This is a genomic window from Phaeobacter sp. (genome assembly GCF_022825805.1).
Classification (GTDB): Bacteria; Pseudomonadota; Alphaproteobacteria; order Rhodobacterales; family Rhodobacteraceae; genus Phaeobacter.
Window position 1 is genome coordinate 1 of the sequence record NZ_JAJDWC010000066.1, and the last position, 17,069, is coordinate 17,069.

16 protein-coding genes are annotated in these 17,069 nt (G+C 60.7%); 6 read left to right on the forward strand and 10 right to left on the reverse strand.

The features are described from left to right. Nucleotides 1-153 precede the first annotated feature (153 nt). The gene (locus Q0C28_RS06990) at nucleotides 154-291 is read left to right on the forward strand and encodes a hypothetical protein (protein WP_293574144.1); all 138 of its coding nucleotides are present in this window, start codon (nucleotides 154-156) and stop codon (nucleotides 289-291) included. A gap of 25 nt (nucleotides 292-316) precedes the next feature. Here the strand turns inward: Q0C28_RS06990 and Q0C28_RS06995 are convergent, their stop codons facing one another. After that, on the reverse strand, nucleotides 317-619 hold the full coding sequence (locus tag Q0C28_RS06995; protein ID WP_293574274.1) for a hypothetical protein: 303 nt from the start codon (nucleotides 617-619) through the stop codon (nucleotides 317-319). Between the two features lie 149 nt (nucleotides 620-768). Between Q0C28_RS06995 and prfA the strand changes: the two genes are divergently transcribed. From prfA to Q0C28_RS07010, 3 genes are all read left to right on the forward strand, one after another. Beyond that, nucleotides 769-1,824, forward strand: a complete 1,056-nt coding sequence (gene prfA, locus Q0C28_RS07000; protein ID WP_293574276.1) for a peptide chain release factor 1 — start codon at nucleotides 769-771, stop codon at nucleotides 1,822-1,824. 8 nt (nucleotides 1,825-1,832) lie between these two features. Continuing rightward, nucleotides 1,833-2,684 carry a peptide chain release factor N(5)-glutamine methyltransferase gene (gene prmC, locus Q0C28_RS07005; protein ID WP_293574146.1) on the forward strand — a complete coding sequence of 284 codons (852 nt, stop codon included), beginning with the start codon at nucleotides 1,833-1,835 and terminating at the stop codon, nucleotides 2,682-2,684. Nucleotides 2,685-2,900: 216 nt separating this feature from the next. Continuing rightward, nucleotides 2,901-3,629: a DUF4167 domain-containing protein gene (locus tag Q0C28_RS07010; protein WP_293574148.1), complete on the forward strand. Its 729-nt coding sequence runs from the start codon at nucleotides 2,901-2,903 to the stop codon at nucleotides 3,627-3,629. A gap of 223 nt (nucleotides 3,630-3,852) precedes the next feature. On the opposite strand, the gene rsmA is transcribed toward Q0C28_RS07010, so the two are convergent. The 6 genes from rsmA to lptF form a co-directional block, all read right to left on the reverse strand. Continuing rightward, nucleotides 3,853-4,698 carry a 16S rRNA (adenine(1518)-N(6)/adenine(1519)-N(6))-dimethyltransferase RsmA gene (rsmA, locus tag Q0C28_RS07015; protein WP_293574150.1) on the reverse strand — a complete coding sequence of 282 codons (846 nt, stop codon included), beginning with the start codon at nucleotides 4,696-4,698 and terminating at the stop codon, nucleotides 3,853-3,855. 84 nt (nucleotides 4,699-4,782) lie between these two features. After that, nucleotides 4,783-5,763, reverse strand: coding sequence for a 4-hydroxythreonine-4-phosphate dehydrogenase PdxA (gene pdxA, locus Q0C28_RS07020; protein WP_293574152.1), 981 nt, complete (start codon nucleotides 5,761-5,763; stop codon nucleotides 4,783-4,785). Further along, nucleotides 5,760-7,040, reverse strand: coding sequence for a peptidylprolyl isomerase (locus Q0C28_RS07025; protein WP_293574154.1), 1,281 nt, complete (start codon nucleotides 7,038-7,040; stop codon nucleotides 5,760-5,762). Before Q0C28_RS07025 ends, pdxA begins: the two co-directional genes overlap by 4 nt. After that, nucleotides 7,025-9,247, reverse strand: coding sequence for an LPS assembly protein LptD (gene lptD / locus Q0C28_RS07030; protein ID WP_293574156.1), 2,223 nt, complete (start codon nucleotides 9,245-9,247; stop codon nucleotides 7,025-7,027). The genes Q0C28_RS07025 and lptD overlap by 16 nt, the downstream gene beginning before the upstream one ends. A 1-nt stretch (nucleotide 9,248) precedes the next feature. Beyond that, nucleotides 9,249-10,352: an LPS export ABC transporter permease LptG gene (lptG, locus tag Q0C28_RS07035; protein WP_293574158.1), complete on the reverse strand. Its 1,104-nt coding sequence runs from the start codon at nucleotides 10,350-10,352 to the stop codon at nucleotides 9,249-9,251. Continuing rightward, nucleotides 10,349-11,500 carry an LPS export ABC transporter permease LptF gene (gene lptF / locus Q0C28_RS07040; protein ID WP_293574160.1) on the reverse strand — a complete coding sequence of 384 codons (1,152 nt, stop codon included), beginning with the start codon at nucleotides 11,498-11,500 and terminating at the stop codon, nucleotides 10,349-10,351. The genes lptG and lptF overlap by 4 nt, the downstream gene beginning before the upstream one ends. A gap of 272 nt (nucleotides 11,501-11,772) precedes the next feature. On the opposite strand from lptF, the gene Q0C28_RS07045 reads away from it, so the two are divergent. Together Q0C28_RS07045 and Q0C28_RS07050 are read left to right on the forward strand one after the other, a co-directional pair. Next, nucleotides 11,773-13,245, forward strand: coding sequence for a leucyl aminopeptidase (locus Q0C28_RS07045; protein ID WP_293574162.1), 1,473 nt, complete (start codon nucleotides 11,773-11,775; stop codon nucleotides 13,243-13,245). Between the two features lie 20 nt (nucleotides 13,246-13,265). Next, the gene (locus Q0C28_RS07050) at nucleotides 13,266-13,730 is read left to right on the forward strand and encodes a DNA polymerase III subunit chi (RefSeq protein ID WP_293574164.1); all 465 of its coding nucleotides are present in this window, start codon (nucleotides 13,266-13,268) and stop codon (nucleotides 13,728-13,730) included. 95 nt (nucleotides 13,731-13,825) lie between these two features. Here the strand turns inward: Q0C28_RS07050 and Q0C28_RS07055 are convergent, their stop codons facing one another. The 3 genes from Q0C28_RS07055 to Q0C28_RS07065 form a co-directional block, all read right to left on the reverse strand. Beyond that, nucleotides 13,826-14,407: a TIGR02281 family clan AA aspartic protease gene (locus Q0C28_RS07055; RefSeq protein ID WP_293574166.1), complete on the reverse strand. Its 582-nt coding sequence runs from the start codon at nucleotides 14,405-14,407 to the stop codon at nucleotides 13,826-13,828. A gap of 87 nt (nucleotides 14,408-14,494) precedes the next feature. Then, nucleotides 14,495-15,115 carry a MarC family protein gene (locus Q0C28_RS07060; RefSeq protein WP_293574168.1) on the reverse strand — a complete coding sequence of 207 codons (621 nt, stop codon included), beginning with the start codon at nucleotides 15,113-15,115 and terminating at the stop codon, nucleotides 14,495-14,497. Beyond that, entirely contained in the window at nucleotides 15,112-16,968 is a 1,857-nt protein-coding gene (locus Q0C28_RS07065; RefSeq protein WP_293574170.1) for an ABC-F family ATP-binding cassette domain-containing protein, read from the reverse strand. The genes Q0C28_RS07060 and Q0C28_RS07065 overlap by 4 nt, the downstream gene beginning before the upstream one ends. Between the last annotated feature and the right edge of the window lie 101 nt (nucleotides 16,969-17,069).

The window sequence follows — 17,069 nt, forward strand, 5'->3', positions numbered from 1 at the left end:
CAAAATCACTCCGGAGCAACTCGACCTCTTCGCAACCCTGAACCTGCCAAAACCGGCCTGACAGCCTGTTGTCGTCACACAAACGCCACTTCCGGGTGAAAAATATCAAATACTTACGCGATTAACTGTCGAACTTGGGGGCAGGATGGCGATTTGCTGAAGGTTTACGCCCGCTTGCGCTTTGGCCGTTCGGATCTGGGGGTGAACAATGCCCGCATCAACCAGTGGATCGGTGCCATGGATCTTCCACCGTCGGTCACGGACCCCGCGTCACTGGCATCGGATGGCTAAGGGCGCAGGTGGCGCCGCGCGCGGGTTATGAGCGGTCAAGCGGTGGCAGATTACGGCTGGTGGATTGCAGCAGCGGCTGCACCTCTGACGACAGGCAGCCGTTCTGGATTTCCCGCCACATCGGCACATTGAGCGACATCTGGCACTGGGCGGTGAACATGCGCCCATCGACCTGCAGGCAGGTGTATTCGCCCAGCTCTATCCGGGCACCGCTCTTGTCGGTACAATAGCAATCAATGGTCCGCCCGCCTGGGCCGATCACATCTGCCGTCGCGTGATCCGCGGTGCCAAAGCCGAACAGCCCACCGATCAGCGTGCCGACCAACATGGCGCAGATGGATCTGCCCCTTGTTTGCCTGTCGCAGGCCCCGCGCTGCGCGGTGATCACCGGGATATGAAGACTGGCATGTTTCATACGGCTAGCATATCACAAGACCACGCATCCGCCAAAATCACACTGAAATGGACCCCTCCCGCATGATCCCCGAAGAGCGCCTTGAACAGATTTTGCAGCGGTTTGAATACCTTGAGGCGGCGATGTCAGATGGGGTCAGTGGCGCCGATATTGCGGCGTTGGCCAAAGAATACTCAGAATTGCGGCCTGTCGCAGACCAAATCTCGGCCTATCGACAGCTGCAGGCCGATCTGCAGGAAGCAGAGCTGATGTTGCAGGATCCCGATATGGCCGAATTGGCTGAGGAAGAGCTGCCTGCGCTGCGAGCGGCCTTGCCGGATGCAGAACACGCCTTGCAATTGGCGCTGTTGCCGCGCGATGCGGCAGATCGCAAGCCTGCGATGCTGGAAATCCGTCCGGGCACCGGCGGCGACGAGGCGGCGCTGTTTGCGGGTGATCTGCTGCGCATGTACCAGCGCTACAGCGAGGCGCAGGGCTGGACGTTTGAAATCATTGAAGAGCAGACCACAGAACTTGGCGGGCTGAAAGAGGTGGTCGCCCATGTGAAGGGCGACAACGTTTTTGCCAGGTTGAAGTTCGAATCAGGTGTGCACCGGGTTCAACGGGTGCCGGTGACGGAATCTGGCGGTCGTATCCACACCTCCGCGGCCACTGTTGCCGTTCTGCCGGAAGCGGAAGAGGTCGACCTGCGGATTGATCCGGCAGATCTGCGCATCGACACGATGCGCGCATCAGGTGCCGGTGGTCAGCACGTCAACACAACCGACTCCGCGGTGCGCATCACCCATATCCCCACTGGCATCATCGTGGTCAGCTCTGAGAAGTCCCAGCACCGCAACCGGGAAATCGCCATGCAGGTCCTGCGCACCCGGCTCTATGATCTGGAACGCCAGCGCATCGACAGCGAGCGTTCTGCAGATCGCGCCAGCCAGGTGGGATCCGGCGACCGTTCCGAACGGATCAGGACCTATAATTTCCCGCAGGGGCGGATGTCGGACCATCGCATCAATCTGACGCTCTATAAACTGGATCAGATCATGCAGGGCGATCTCAATGAAACGATTGATGCGCTGACTGCGGATGATCAGGCCCGCCGCCTTGCCGAGATGGCGCTGTGAACGGGCCCATGACAGCGGCGCAGGCGATGGCCTCTGCGGCGGCACGGTTGCGCGCGGCTGGGGTCTCTGATCCGGCGCGTGATGCCCGCGTGTTGCTGGCCCACGCCGCCCGGATCGAGGCCAGCCGGGTGACCCTGATTGCCCCTGAAGAATTGGATCTGGATATCGCGGAACGCTATGATCAGCTGATTTCGCTGCGCGCCATTCGCGTCCCGGTCTCTCATTTGATTGGCGAGCGTGAGTTTTATGGCCGTCGGTTCAAGGTCTCGGGCGATGTGCTGGATCCGCGGCCGGAAACCGAATGCCTGATCGAGGCCGCATTGGCACAGCCCTTTGACCGTGTCCTCGACCTCGGGCTTGGCTCAGGCTGCATTTTGGTCACGCTGCTGGCAGAACAGCCTCTGGCAACCGGGGTTGGGGTGGATCTGAGCGAAGCGGCCTGTTTGCAGGCCAGCGCCAATGCGGTGTTGCACCGGGTGGAGGAACGGGCCGAAATCCTGCAATCCGATTGGTTTGCCTCCGTTGATGGCCAGTTTGATCTGATCGTGTCCAATCCGCCTTATATCGCCTTGGATGAAATGCCGACGCTATCTGACGAGGTGCGCCGCCATGAACCGGAAATGGCCCTGACAGATGGGGGGGATGGTCTTGGGGCTTATCGCGTGCTTGCCGCAGGTCTGGCCCAGCATCTGACCACCGAAGGTCGGGTTCTGTTGGAAATTGGTCCGACACAAGCGCAGGCGGTGCAGGCGTTGCTGGCAGATGCAGGCCTTGAGCAGATCCAGGTCATCCGCGATCTGGATGGGCGCGATCGGGTCGTTTCGGCCAGAAAGAGCGAAAAAACTGGGGGCGATCGGTGAAAAACCACCGATATTTGCAGATTTGAAAGAAAAAACCCGGATATTTTGATCCACCCCCTTGTGTGAGAGGGCGGAAAAGGATTAGTCAAAGGTGTCGCTTGTGAGCGAGGGCGTTTACCCCTCCCGGCGACGCCAAGCCCAAAATAGTCGATGATCCGGCGCCGTTTCGCGCCAATCTTGGATCAAGACAACTACAATCAAGGCTGACGTAGGCATATGAGATCGTCAAAATCACGTTCGCGTTCCAAGTCGAACCGGAACCGCCCTCAGGGGGCCAATGTTGTCAACCGTGTCTTCGACAGCTCCGGGCCCGAAGGCAAGGTGCGCGGCACCCCACAGCAGATCATTGATAAATACAATCAGCTCGCCCGTGATGCGCAGCTGAGCAATGACCGCGTTGCGACAGAGAATTTTCAGCAGCACGCAGAACATTATCTGCGAATGCTGAACGAGGCCCAGCGTGAAATCGAGGCGCGCCGCGAAGAGCAGGAACGCCAGAACCGCGAACGTCAGGCTGAGCGGGATCGCGAGCGCGCAGAACGGCTGGAACGTCAGGAACGTGAAGCAGCCCACCGCAGCGAAGAGGCCGCAGCCGCGCCGAGCGACACGGATGTTGTCGACCCGCGCGAAGGTGACAACGACAGCGGTCTGGTGGAGACACCAGAGCAATCCGCAGCTGATCAGGACGAGCCGAAACCGGCGCCAGCGCCTGCCCGCAAGCCGCGCAGCCGCAAACCAAAGGCCGATGCCACAAAGGATGCGGCCAAGGACGCAGGCAAAGACGCAGCCAAGTCAGAGGGCAGCAAAGCCGCCGCTGAAAAGCCAAAGGCGGCCAAAGCGGAAGGCGAAGGTGATACCCCCGCCGAGCGCAAGCCTCCGGCAAAACGCGCCAGCCGCGCCAAGGCAAAACCGCCGACCGAAGACGCGCCAGAAGCTGCAGAATAATTCGATTGCCCAATCAATGGATTGGCTGTCTAAAACAGAAAACCCGGCCTTTGAAAAAGGGCCGGGTTTTTGCATCTTGGATGTTCGGTCAGAAATTTAGGCAGATGCGTTGGTCAGGCAGCCCGGTCTAATATGAGTGCCCGGTCAAGGCCGCCCGGATTGTGGGATCTCGGTCGGTGTGATTGCGGGCTGGCCGAATCTTTGGCTGTCAAATTCCAGCGAGTCAGATTTCGGATTTGACCGATCTTGCCAAGGCGCAGAACGCCTCCAGACCAACCTGTTCGGCGCGCTCTGTTGGCGGAATGCCCGCAGCGACCAGGTGATCTTCGATCGCGGGGCTGACACTCTTCAGGCTGGCGCGCAGCATCTTGCGCCGCTGATTGAACGCGGCGGCGATAACCCGGTTCAATATACCTGGATCTGCGGGAAAACGCGGCTGCTCCAGCGCCGTCAGGTGAACAACCGCGCTATGGACCTTCGGCGGTGGGCTGAAGGCTTCTGGTGGCAGGCTCAGCACGATGCGCGCATCAGAGCGCCATTGCGCCAGCAGTGCGAGGCGACCATAGGCTTTGCTGCCCGGTTGCGCCACAATGCGCTCTGCAACCTCTCTTTGAAACATCAATGTCAAGCTCTGCCAGAACGGTGGCCAGGCTTTTGGCGTCAGCCAGCGCACCAGCAGTTCGGTGCCCACATTGTACGGGAGGTTGGCGGCAACGCGGATCGGTGGGCGCAGATGCGCCAGGGGGTTGACCTCCAGCGCGTCGCCTTCGATGACGTCCAGGCGGCCGGGGTAGGCGGCCGAGATTTCGGCCAATGCAGGCAGGCAGCGGCTGTCTTTTTCGACCGCCAGAATCCGGCGCGCGCCTTCGGCCAGCAGACCACGGGTCAGACCGCCGGGACCGGGGCCGATTTCCAGCACGTCACATCCGCTCAGATCGCCGGCTTGGCGCGCAATTTTTGCGGTCAGATTGAGATCCAGCAAGAAGTTCTGACCAAGCGATTTGCGCGCGGCCAATTGATGGGTCTCGATCACCTCGCGCAGCGGTGGCAGCGTGTCTATTGCGCTCATGTCAGGGCTCTCTTGCAACGGGGCGCAGGCGGGTGCCTGCGGTTTTCATGCCTCCGGCGGGGATATTTCGGGCAAGAGGAAGTTTCAAGGGGTGGCGCCCATCCGCTGCGCCAGGCGCAGGGCTTCGATCAGGCTGGTGGGGTTGGCGATGTCCTGACCGGCAATGTCACAGGCTGTTCCATGATCAGGAGAGGTACGCACAAACGGCAGCCCCAGGGTGACATTGACGCCGCGGTCAAAATCCAGCGTTTTGATCGGGATCAACGCCTGATCATGATACATGCAGATCGCCGCATCATATCGGGTCCGTGCCGCAGCGTGAAACAGCGTGTCGGCGGGATGTGGTCCGCTGAGGTCGTAGCTGTCGTTTTGCATGTCTGCGAGCAGGGCGTTGATCCATTCCAACTCTTCGCGCCCCATGGCGCCATCTTCGCCCGCATGGGGATTCAACCCAGCCACCGCGATCCGGGGATGTGCGATGCCAAACTGATCGCGCAGCCCGCGGGCCGTGATCTCAATGGTCTGGCGCAGCTGCGCAGGGGTCAGTTGATGTGGTACAGCCGACAGCGGGATGTGAATGGTGGCAGGCACCACCCGCAATTGCGGACTGGCGAGCATCATCACCACGGGCACGTCGCCGCCGAGATGGGCCAGAAATTCAGTATGGCCGGGAAAGGCAAAATTAGCCCCATCCATCAGTGCCTTCTTGTGGATGGGCGCTGTGCAAAGCGCGCTGGCCTGTCCGCTTTGAACCAGTTTGACACCAGTTTCGATGGCCTTGATGACGCCAGCGGCATTGGCTGGGTCGATTTGGCCCGGTTCCGCGGGCGCGGCAAAAGTTAGCGGATAGACCGGCAGATGCTCGGCACTGATGGATATGGCGTCTGCGGGCTGCTCCACTTGTTGCCAGGGGCAGTCTGCTGGAAGGTGCCGGGGGTCACCGATCCAGACAAAGGGGCAGCTGTCGCGCAGTGTTTCCCAGGCTTTGACGGCCAGTTCCGGGCCAATCCCCGCAGGCTCCCCACAGCTGAGCGCGATGGGCTGGCGTGCGGTTTTCAGGCTCATTTGAAGTCAATCCGGGCGTCGGCCTTCAGCTGCTCCAGGAGGCTATCGGAGAAAGCTCCGAGGCGCTGCTGGGTCAAGGCGTTGCCAATGGCCTCGCGGCTGGCTTCGGCGTTTACGGTTGCGGTGCGGCCACACATCATCAGCACCATCAGCGTCTGGCCATTGTTGCGGGTCAGCGCGGCGGAGGTCTCATTTGGGTCGAGCTTGGCCAATTCGATCGCGACGTCCTGCGGAATGGCCACAGGGGCCAGGCTGTTGCGCTCCAGCACCGCGGGGTCCTGACCGAATGCCACGCCATAGAGATCATCACAGGTATCAACCTGGGCCATGACTTCGGCGGCGGTTTCCAAGGCTTCGGGGCTGCGACCACCCGGGATCAGATAGGTGGCATAGTCAATCGCCGCATAGCTCGGCGCGGCGCCAACGGTTTCGCGCAGGTCACGCAGCTGAAACAGGGCCACAGCCCCATCCAGCGGCAGGGGGGCGGTCACTTGACCGGGGTTCAGCTCCAGAACAACCTGCTGCAGCTGTGGCGGCAGATTTGTGAGTGGCATCCACGGCAGTCGCCCGCCGGAGGCGCGTGTCTGAGTGGCCGAAAACTGGGTCGCGGCCTGTGCAAAATCAGCCAATGTGTTGATCTGGGCCACTTGCAGCGCGATCTCTTCGACCTGGGCTGCATTTTCCGCGTTGATCGGCATGATCAGCTCGGACAGCAGCACCTCGACGCCACCGGATCCTGACAACCCCATGGCACGGTCGATTTCTTCCTCGCTCGGCCGCGCCTGTCCCAGATAGCGGGAGGCGATATATTCGCGCCAGGCCAGGCCCACGCGTGAGAAATCTCGCAGGGTTTCCTGCTCCACGCCGTTTTCGGCGAGCACGCGGACAAACTCTTCGAGCGTGAGATTGGCGCGAGAGGCCAATTCGGTCATGCCCTCGACGACCTCTTCGTCGGTTGGCGCGATCCCGGCCTGGGCCAGGATGTCTTCTTTCAGGCGGTCCAGGATCAGATCTTCGCGGGCTTTTGCAACGGGATCACCGGGTTCGCGCAGCAGCGTCAAAAAGCGGGTGCGCTGCTCCAGTTCGAAATTCGTCACCACGCCGTCATTGACGGTGATGGCCGGGGAAAACAGCCCCTGCGCCTGGGCGGCGCCGACCGGGGGCAGGACAAGAGCGGTGGTCAGGCCAAGTGTCAGGCCAAGTGTCAGGCCAAGCGCGATGGCGCCTGCGCGTTGCAGAAAGACATGTTTGAAACCGGGTGTCAGATGTTTTTGCATGATCGCCTGTAACTCTTGCTGCCGCTGTCTACGGAGAAACCGTTTAACGCGATGGTAAAGCCGAAATCGGTGGTCGGCTCAACACTTGTTGTTGATGTATAACGACGGTTTACCGAAAGATCGACCGTCACGCATTCATTCGAATAGACCAGCCCAAGGCCCGCACGGGTGGCGCGGGCGTCAGAAATATCATAGCGCAGATTGGCGCTGGCGGTCCAACCGGGCGTGACCTCATAGGAGCCATCAAACCAGAGTTCGGAGGTTTCCTCGGATCGGCCCTCGGCTGGGTCGGTGCCCAGCCAGAGATAGGTGCCGGTCAGCGTGCTGCGTTTGGTCATCCAATCGCCGCGAACCTCGGCCTTGGAAAAGTTCAATGACCCGTTCAGCAAGCCGCGGGTAGAAATCGCCAGATCGTTGTTCAGCCGCAGCTGCGCGGCCATCAGCAGATCAGAGGAGGTGCCGCCAAGGCCCGAGCTTTTGGTGAAGCGGCTGTCGCTGTCTTCGCGAAAGACCTGACCAATGGTGGCGGTGGCCTGCCAGCCGCTTGGCGCGTAGCGGGCCCAATTCAGCCCGTAAACTACAGTGACGCCATCTTCACGCGCGTCGGTGGCCGGAAAGCGCGACAGCTCCAACAGATTGCCACGGTCGAATTCGACAAAATTGCTTTCATCATTGGGCACGGCTGTATTGCCGATATCTGTCCAGCCGATCTGCAGGATGGGTTCGATGAATTGACGCGCGCCATTTTGCTCGCTGCGCGCCATGGGCAGGCGGAATGTGATCGCGCTGCGCGGGCTGAACCGGGTGCTGTTGCCGTCAAAGGCGCTGTCATCATAAACCCGGAAGGCGTCAGCCGCGGCCCCCAGCGCCAGTTCGGTGACCAGCCCATTGGTGAATTGCCAGTTGCGCTGCCAGTCCAGATCGAGCGTCGTGCGCCCCACATCACGCCCGCCCGGATCTGTCAGCGTGCCGCTGATATCAGAGGTGCGGTTGTGTCCGTGGGTCTCCAGCGACAGGCGCAGCTCACCGCCGACCCCGTCGGGAAAGAAGCGACGCTCGTAATAGACATTGCCGATGGACGAGGGGATCAGGTCCTGATTTTCGCTGTCGCGCAAGGTCTTGTAGGAAATCGCACTGGCGCGGAACAGGCTGTCGCGTTTGACCCGCGACACCACCACTTCTGAGCGCAAGCGGTCCAGGTCTTCGAGGCCGTAGTCGACCAGATAGGCATCGTCAGAGACGCTTTTGAAATCAAACCGGAGGTTGAAGTCATTGGGCAAGCCAAATGCACCCTTGGCGAAGACATATCCGCGTCCCTCACCGGGGTAGAGATCATCGCGTGTGTAGGCGCCGTTGATCTCCACATCGCCACGTCGGAATGCCTGCCGATAGCGCAGGTCCAGCGTTCTGGTCCGCGACGACAGGTAAGGGGAAATGGTCAGGTCGCGATGGGGGCCAAGCGCAAAGAAATACGGCACTTTGATCCCGGTGCCGAGATTGGAGGTGGTGCGCAGAGACGGGATAAGAAACCCACTGGCGCGTTCCAGCGTGGGATCAGGCAAGCGAATGGCCGGGAAATAAAACACCGGGACATCCATGACGCGTAATTGCGCGCTTTCGAGGTAGAGTTGTTTTTCCTGCTGGTCGTGGGTGATACGTTCTGCCCGGATCTGCCAGAGCGGGGGGCGTCCGTCATTGCAGACATGGCAGGAGGTGACGGCCGTTTTGTAGAGTTGAGTGTATCGACCGCCAACACGGGTCATCTGCAGAGAGGCAAGCTGCAATTGCTGCTGAAACACCATGCGCGCGCCCACAAGCAGACCATTGCGCATGTCGCGGTCAAGTTCCGCAGCGCTCGCCAGAATGGTGATCGTCTCGCCTTCGTCGATGCGGATCGGACCCTCGATCTTCAGGGCGCCTTCGGTTTGATCAAAGGTGATTTTCTGCGCGGTGAGCCGGGTGGTGCCCTGAAACGCCTCAACATTGCCCTCTGCCACCAATGTACGCTCTGGCGTGATGAACAGCTTATCCGCCACCAGAATGGCGGGTGCGCTTGGTGCATCGACGGTTGCACTGCCAAAGGCCCGTTGTTGCGGCAACTGTGGCGCGGTTTGGGGCAGGATCTGAGCGTGCGCGGATATCGGCAGCGCGCTTGATGCGATCGCGAGAAAAGGCAAAACAGTGGAAAGACGCAGGGCGCGGCGCATGTTATCCGTCCTCGGCATGCAGCAGCAGACCCATGGTCAGCAGGATGGCCGCAATCGGCGGCGCCCAGCCAGCCAGGGCAACGGGGATTTGACCGTTTTCGCCCAGGATCTGTGCAAAATTTCTAAGAAAATATAGGCTAAAGCCCAGAAGGACCGCAAAAAGAACCGCCAGTCCCGTGCCGCCAAACCGTGCATGACGCATGGTGAAGGCCGCTCCGACAAGCACCATTGCAATCAAAAACAGCGGCCGGGCCAATTCGACCTGCAGCCAGACCTCATATCGTTTGGTGGAAAACCCGGCCTCTGCCAGATCATGGATTGTTGCGGGCAAATCATAGACCGACACCCCGGTTGCAGTTCCCAGCGTTTCGCGGATCCGCTCAGACGTCAGCGTGGTGGACAGCCGCAGATCGGCATGCTCGGTGGCGTTGGTTTCAGGATTGACCCCCACCACCAGCGGCCAGACTTTTGCCTTGGTCAGCAGCCAGTCGCCATTGTCCAGCGCAGCGCGTTCCGCCACGGTCTGCCGAATGGGACGGCCCTCGGGTCCGTAGGACAGGATGGTCACATCATAGAGCGTGATGGCCTCTGCATCGCCGCTATAGCCGGTGGCGTGGATCACAGATTGCCCCTGGCTGCCCCCCTGTCGCAGCCACAAACCTTCCCCTGTGAGCGAGAGCGCGGCAGGCCCGCCATTTCGGTAGGTGTCTGCCAGCGTTCTGTAGTAGTTGGAGGTCGCCGCGACAATCGGGTTCAGGGTGCTGACTGCCAGGACCCCAATCAAAGCCGCGAGCAACACAGGGGCCGCCAGGGCCCGGATGCCGGATCGGCCAATGGCCCGGGTCACCACCAATTCACTGCTGCGCGCAAGCCCCACGAACAACACGATTGTGGTCAGGATCATGATCAGGGGCAAAAACTCACTGAGCGCGGCGGGTGCGTTTAGCAGCGTCAGCCCAAACAGCTGCCCAAATGACAAATCCTGCGCATCAAAGCGGCGGATCTGTTCATTCAGGTCGATCAACATCACCAGCGTCAATAAAACCGCGCAGATGATGGCAAACCACTGCAGGAACCGACGCGCATAGTAGAGATCCAGGGTCACGCGGCGCCCTCCTGCGGTTCGACCGGCTGCGACCGGCGCTGGGCCAGCAGCGCACTGATCGGACGGGCGGCCAATTGCAGGAACAGGACACCCACGGCGAGACCCACCAGCGTCGGCACATAGATCAGTGGCCAGTAGTTGGCATTCTCCAGCACCGGTTCAGATACCACTCCGCGCAAACCTTCGACAAAAATCAGCAGCACAAAGGCCAGCAGCGCCTGACGCCAGACGCCAAAGCGTGAAAAACCACCCATCATCAACGATGCAAACCCGATCAGCGTGACCGCGACACAGACGAAGGCGCGGGCAAACCGCAGATGCAGCTCTTCAGCCAGAGCACCTGCACTATAGGGGCCTGCCGCGACCAACTGGGGCATTTCAAACAGCAACTCAGTGCTCGGAATGGCGCGGATGTTGCGTGTTTTTGCTTCTGCTTTGCTGGCCAGGCTGCTGATATCATAGGAGAAGTCAGAAAAGATCGTGGAGGAGAGCTGCCGCGTTTGCGTGTCGATGCGCTGGGCCATGCCATCTACCATCACCAAATGGGTGCGGCTGTCATCACGCACCAGATAGGCTTTGCCGCCGGTGTAGGTGACAATCTGGTCGGGATCGCGCCGGTCGGACAGGAACACATCGTTCAGCGTACCATCAGGATCGATGCGCCCAATATAGAATGTCACTCCGCGTGCAGGGTGCAGAAAATCCCCCTCGCTGAGCAGTTTGGCGGTGACATTGCGCGCCACTTCAGACTCCCGCTGATCCAGCGTCGCGATGGACACTGGCAGCAGCACATGGGTCAACACTGACATCATCATCGCGGTGATCAGCCCGAAAACCAACGCTGGTTTGGCCATCTGCCAGGGGCTGGTGCCCGTCGCGCGCAGAACCGTCAGCTCGCTTTCGTTGTTGAGCCGGTTGGTGACCCAGACAGAGGCCGCAAATGCCGCCACCGGCAGGACCATGCGGATCAGATTGGGCAGCGAAAGCGCGGTGAATTCAAAAAACACCAGCGCGGATTGGCCATCCCCTATCAGCCGGTCAAACAGCACTACGGCGCGGTTGATCCAGAACACAGCCACCAGAATCAATGCAAAGAAGCCGAAAAACAGCAGGTATTGGGACAGGACATATCTGTCGTAGCGTGACACTCGATCCCCCCAGACCTAACTGCCTTCGTTTTTTGGAGACCTTAGAGGATTTGTTGGCCGGGGAAAACTGCAATTTAGCGGCGTATCGCGCGGCGGTGCCCAATGGGCAAGGCTTGGCCGGTTTGGCGCCGCTGGCACGTCGTGGATTGGTCCAAAGGCTGGGTTATCGCGCTGCGACATCAACGGTTTGCTGCAACTGCCCCTAGTCATCGGCCCATCAGCAAGCTACCTGTTGGGGGAAATGATCTTGTCCGCATGAGGAGCCGTTGCAGATGCGTCCACTGACCCCGACCCGTTTTGTTGAGTTTGACCCCAAAACCCTGTCAGAGCTGGAAGGGCGCGCCGTGGTCCAGATCACGCCAGAGGGCACTTTGGGGCAGGCGGCACGCACGGCAAACCGGCTGACCAAAGGGGCCATCGCGCGGCTGGTCGAGGCCAAATCCTTTGAAAAAACCAAAGCAGGCGATGTGATTTCCCTGGCGTGGCCTGCGGGGATGAAGGTGGAGGCGCTGGACGTGCTTGTGACCCCGCGCAAGCTCACCGCGACGGAGGCCCGCAAAGCAGGCGCAAAACTGGCCGCACTCGGCGGCGGTAAAACCATCACCGTGCTCGCAGGCTCGATGGTCAAGGCCGCAGATCTGGCGCTGGGCATGGCGCTGCGCGACTACCGGTTTGATGCGCACAAAAGCAGCCAGGACAGCACCGTGGGCGAAATCGTCATTGCCCACAAGAGCCCGGCTGAAACCGAAACCGCGTTTGCCCCGATGGCAGCCGTGGCCGAAGGCGTGCACATGACGCGCGATTTGGTCAATGAACCTGCCAACGTGCTGACCACGACAGAATTTGCCAACCGGCTTGTCGAGATGGAGGCGCTGGGTCTTGAGGTCGAGGTGCTGGAAGAGGCAGAGCTGGCCGAATTGGGCATGCGCACGCTTCTGTCGGTGGGGCAGGGGTCTGACAGCCCCTCGAAGGTCGTTGTGATGCGCTGGAACGGTGGTGCCGCCGATGCCGCCCCGTTGGCTTTGGTGGGCAAGGGCGTTGTGTTTGACACCGGTGGCATTTCGCTGAAGCCCGCCGGTGGCATGGAAGACATGACCATGGACATGGGCGGCGCTGGCGTGGTCGCTGGCACGATGCGGGCGCTGGCGCTGCGCAAGGCCAAGGCCAATGTGGTTGGTCTGGTCGGACTGGTTGAAAACATGCCATCGGGCAATGCCACCCGTCCAGGCGACGTCGTGACCTCCATGAAGGGTGGCACGGTTGAGATCATCAACACCGACGCCGAAGGCCGTCTCGTGCTCTGCGATGTGATGTGGTACGCGCAGGAGCGGTTCAAACCCGCAGGAATGATTGATCTCGCCACACTGACTGGCGCGATCATCATCGGTCTGGGCCACGAAAACGCGGGCGTGTTTTCCAACGACGATGGCTTCTGCAACGCGTTTCTCAAAGCGGCCGCCGCAGAGGGGGAGGGCGCTTGGCGCATGCCACTTGGCAAGGCCTATGATGATCAGCTGAAATCACGCATCGCGGATATGAAAAACGTGGGCGGGCGCCCGGCAGGCTCGATCACCGCGGCGCAATTCCTGCAGCGTTTTGTGAAGGATGGCACGCCTTGGATCCATCTCGACATCGCTGGTGTGGCCTCGGTCAAATCCGCAACCGACTACGCGCCCAAAGGCGCCACCGGCTGGGGTGTGATGGCGCTGAGCCGGATGGTCCAGGACCTCTATGAGGACCGCTGAGTGCAAAGCAGAGTGATCTGATGGGGGCTGTTTACTTCTACCACCTGACGCGACGGTCGCTGGCTGAAACCCTGCCTGTCCTCTTGGACAAGGCCATGGGTGCAGGCTGGCGCATCGTCGTGCGCGGAAAGGATCAGGATCGGATCACCTGGCTGGACGACCGGCTGTGGCTTGGCCCCGAAGATCACTTTCTGCCGCACGGCGTGGCAGGTGGCCCCCGTGATCATCTGCAGCCAGTGTTGTTGACCACCAGCCTGGAGCCGATCGCACAGCGCCACTGTTTGATGTCCGTGGACGGTGCAGAGGTGGGCGCGGGCGAGGTGGGCGATCTGGAACGCGTGTGCATCCTGTTTGATGGCACCGACCCGGACGCCGTGGCGCATGCGCGGACGCAGTGGAAAGCGCTGACAAACGCGGGATGTGCGGCGCAGTATTGGTCGGAGGAATCCGGCAAATGGGAGAAGAAGGCCGAGAGCGGCAGCTGATCGACTCTTGCAGATGGCATCACGCTGAAGAGGTCGTGCCCGCCGTAGCCCGGACCACTATGCCGCGCCCAGGTCTGGCCCCATATGTGCTCGGCTTATCGTGTCAGGACCATGGCGCCATTGCGGATCTCGATGCTCGACCACAGCTGCAGATAGTCCATGCCGAGCAGCGATTGATCCATCTGCCCCTGATTGACCGACACGCTGAGATTGCGATCGGTGATCCCGCCCAATGACATCGCAGAGACCCGGGTGCGAGCGGTGCGGACCTCGCCATTTGCGGTGCGCGCGCGGCCGACAAAGGCCAGGTTTTCCGGTTTGATCCCGACCCGGCGCGCATCAGCTTCGTTCAGCACCACGGAGGTTGCGCCGGTGTCGACCAGAAACTGCACCGGCACATCGTTGACCTCCACCGTCAGATAGTAATGCCCATCGGCAGAACGCGGGACATCAACACGCCCTTCGTTCAGCAACACGGTCTGCTGTGGGCGCAGCGTGCTGCGAATATCCTCCCACAGGCCAAAGGCCGCGATTGCCCCAAGAAAGATGAAGCTCCAAATCGCCAGCTGCTGAACGGTTTTGCCAATCCCCTGGCGGTTTTGCACAAACACCCACGCACCAATCGCCACCAGCAAAATGGCCAGATATATCAGCTGCGCGTAGTCGTCGCCTGTCACCGCGTGTCTCCTGTGCTTGGTCTTGTGCCAGCGCAGAATACATAGGGTGGCGCACCAGCGATTGCGAGGGCCGGTGCGCCCATCTGATCAGCTGGCAAAGCCAAAGGCACGCAACCCATCCAGCACAAACTGGACCGACAAAGCGGCCAACAACATGCCCAGCAAGCGCGTCACGACAGTGATGCCTGTCTTGCCCAGCAGCCGCTCCAAGACGCCGGAAAACAGACACAGGATCAACAGGATAGACAGGACCGCAAAGACCACGCCCATCACCATCGCAAAGCCGTAGATCCCAGGCTGCTGCCCAGTCAGCAGGATCACGGTTGCAATGGATCCTGGCCCGGCAATCAGCGGGATCGACAGTGGAAAGACCGACGGGTCTTCGAAATCGTCTTCTTCGCTGCGGTCCTCGCGCCGTTTGTTGCGTCGTTCAAACAGCATGTCCAACGCGGTGAGAAACAGCAAAACGCCCCCGGCAATGCGAAACGCCGCCATGGAAATGCCGACAAACCCCAGTACCGCCTCGCCAAGGGCGGCAAACAGCGCCAGCAAACCCATCGCCGTCAGCGTGGCCCGCAGGGCGATGCTGCGTTTTTGCTGTGGACTCATCCCTTGTGTCATGGCGATGAAAATCGGTGTCAGCCCAATCGGGTCGATGATCACAAATAACGTCACAAAAGAGGTGATCAGAAAAGCGGTGTCGATCATTGCGCTTCTGCCAGTTCCAGTTTTTCCAATGCATCCATCCACAGACCTTCCGCGCGGATGAGCGCCTCGAGGCATTCGGCGTGTTTTTTCTGCCAGACTTCGATATCGGCGGCCTTGCCACTTGCGTAGAGTGTGGGATCGGCCAGCTTTTCATCCAGCTTTTCGCGCATTTCGGTCAGCTTTTCGACACGCGTTTCGGATTTGCGCACCTCAGAGCGCAGCGCCAGCAATTCGTCGCGGCTGGCCCGTTTGGGTTTGGCGGCAGCTTTGGGCGCGGTCTTTTCCACGGGCTTTTCGCGCGCCAGCAACATATCGCGATAGCTGTCCAGATCCCCTTCGTATGGTTTGACCGTGCCGTTCGACACCAGCCACAACCGGTCCGCCACCAAAGACAACAGATGCATATCGTGGCTGACCAGAATGACCGCACCGGAATAGGCCGTCAGCGCCTCCACCAGCGCCTCGCGGCTTTCGATGTCCAGGTGGTTGGTCGGCTCATCGAGGATCAGCATATGCGGCGCATCAATGGTGGCGATCAGCAGCGACAGCCGCGCTTTCTGGCCGCCTGACAAACGCCCGACTGCGGTTTCGGCCTGCTCTGATCCCAGGCCAAACCCTGCCAACCGGCTGCGCCACCGCGTCGGCGTCTCCTCCGGGCGCAGGCGGCGCAGGTGATCCAGCGGCGTTTCATCCACATAGAGTTCATCGACTTGATGCTGCGCGAAATAGCCGATCCGCAGCTTGGCCGAACGTGTCATGGCACCCGCCATCATCGGCAGTCGATCCGACAGGAGTTTGGAAAGCGTGGACTTGCCCTGTCCGTTCTTACCCAAGAGCGCAATCCGATCATCCTGATCGATGCGCAGGTTCAACCGTTTCAGAACCTCCACCTCACCATAGCCGGTGGTGCCGCCCTCGATATGGATGATCGGCGGCGACATCTCTTCGGGCTCGGGAAACGTGAAGGCGCGCATCGCCGCTTCCTGCGGGGTGGAGATCGGCTTCATCTTTTCAATCATCTTCAGGCGGGACTGCGCCTGCTTGGCCTTGGTTGCCTTGGCCCTGAAGCGATCAACAAAACTCTGCAAATGGGCGCGACGGGCGTCCTGCTTGCGCGCCTCCGATTGCGCCGCTGCAATCCGCGCCGCGCGGGTTTCTGCGAATGTATCATACGTGCCCTGGTAAAGCGTCAGCTTGCGGTCCTCCAGGTGCAGGATCGAGCCCACCGCCCGGTTCAGCAAGCCGCGATCATGAGAGATCACCAGCACTGTATGGGGGTAGGAGGCCAGATAGCTCTCCAGCCAGAGAGCGCCCTCCAGATCGAGGTAGTTGGTCGGCTCGTCCAACAGCAAGAGATCTGGCTGCGCAAACAAAACGCCAGCCAGGGCCACGCGCATGCGCCAGCCACCGGAATAGGCCGAACAGGGCCGGCTGTGTTCGTCATCGTCAAACCCTAACCCCTTGAGGATCGAGGCCGCCCGCGCAGGGGCGGACCACGCGTCGATGTCCACCAGTCGGGTCTGGATCTCGGCAATGCGGTTGGGGTCGCTGGCGTTGTCTGCCTCGGCCAGTAATGCGGCACGTTCGGTGTCGGCGGCCAGCACCGTGTCAAGAATGGTCACTTCTGACGAGGGCACCTCTTGTGCCACGCCGCCGATGCGGGCGAGGGACGGAAGAGAAATATCGCCGGTATCCAGCGTCAGCTCTCCGCGGATCAACCGAAACAGCGTCGATTTGCCGGTGCCGTTGCGACCAACAATCCCCACCTTGTGCCCGTCCGGAATGGTGACAGAGGCATGTTCAATCAGCGGGCGGCCTTCGACCGCATAAGAAATATCTTTGATCCGTAGCATGGGACCCTCTGTTGTCCAATCCACAGCAGCGGTCAATGGCAATTGCATCGCGCGCCGGGTTCCTGACCTTGCCCGTAGCTGCCTTGGCGCCAGTAGACAAG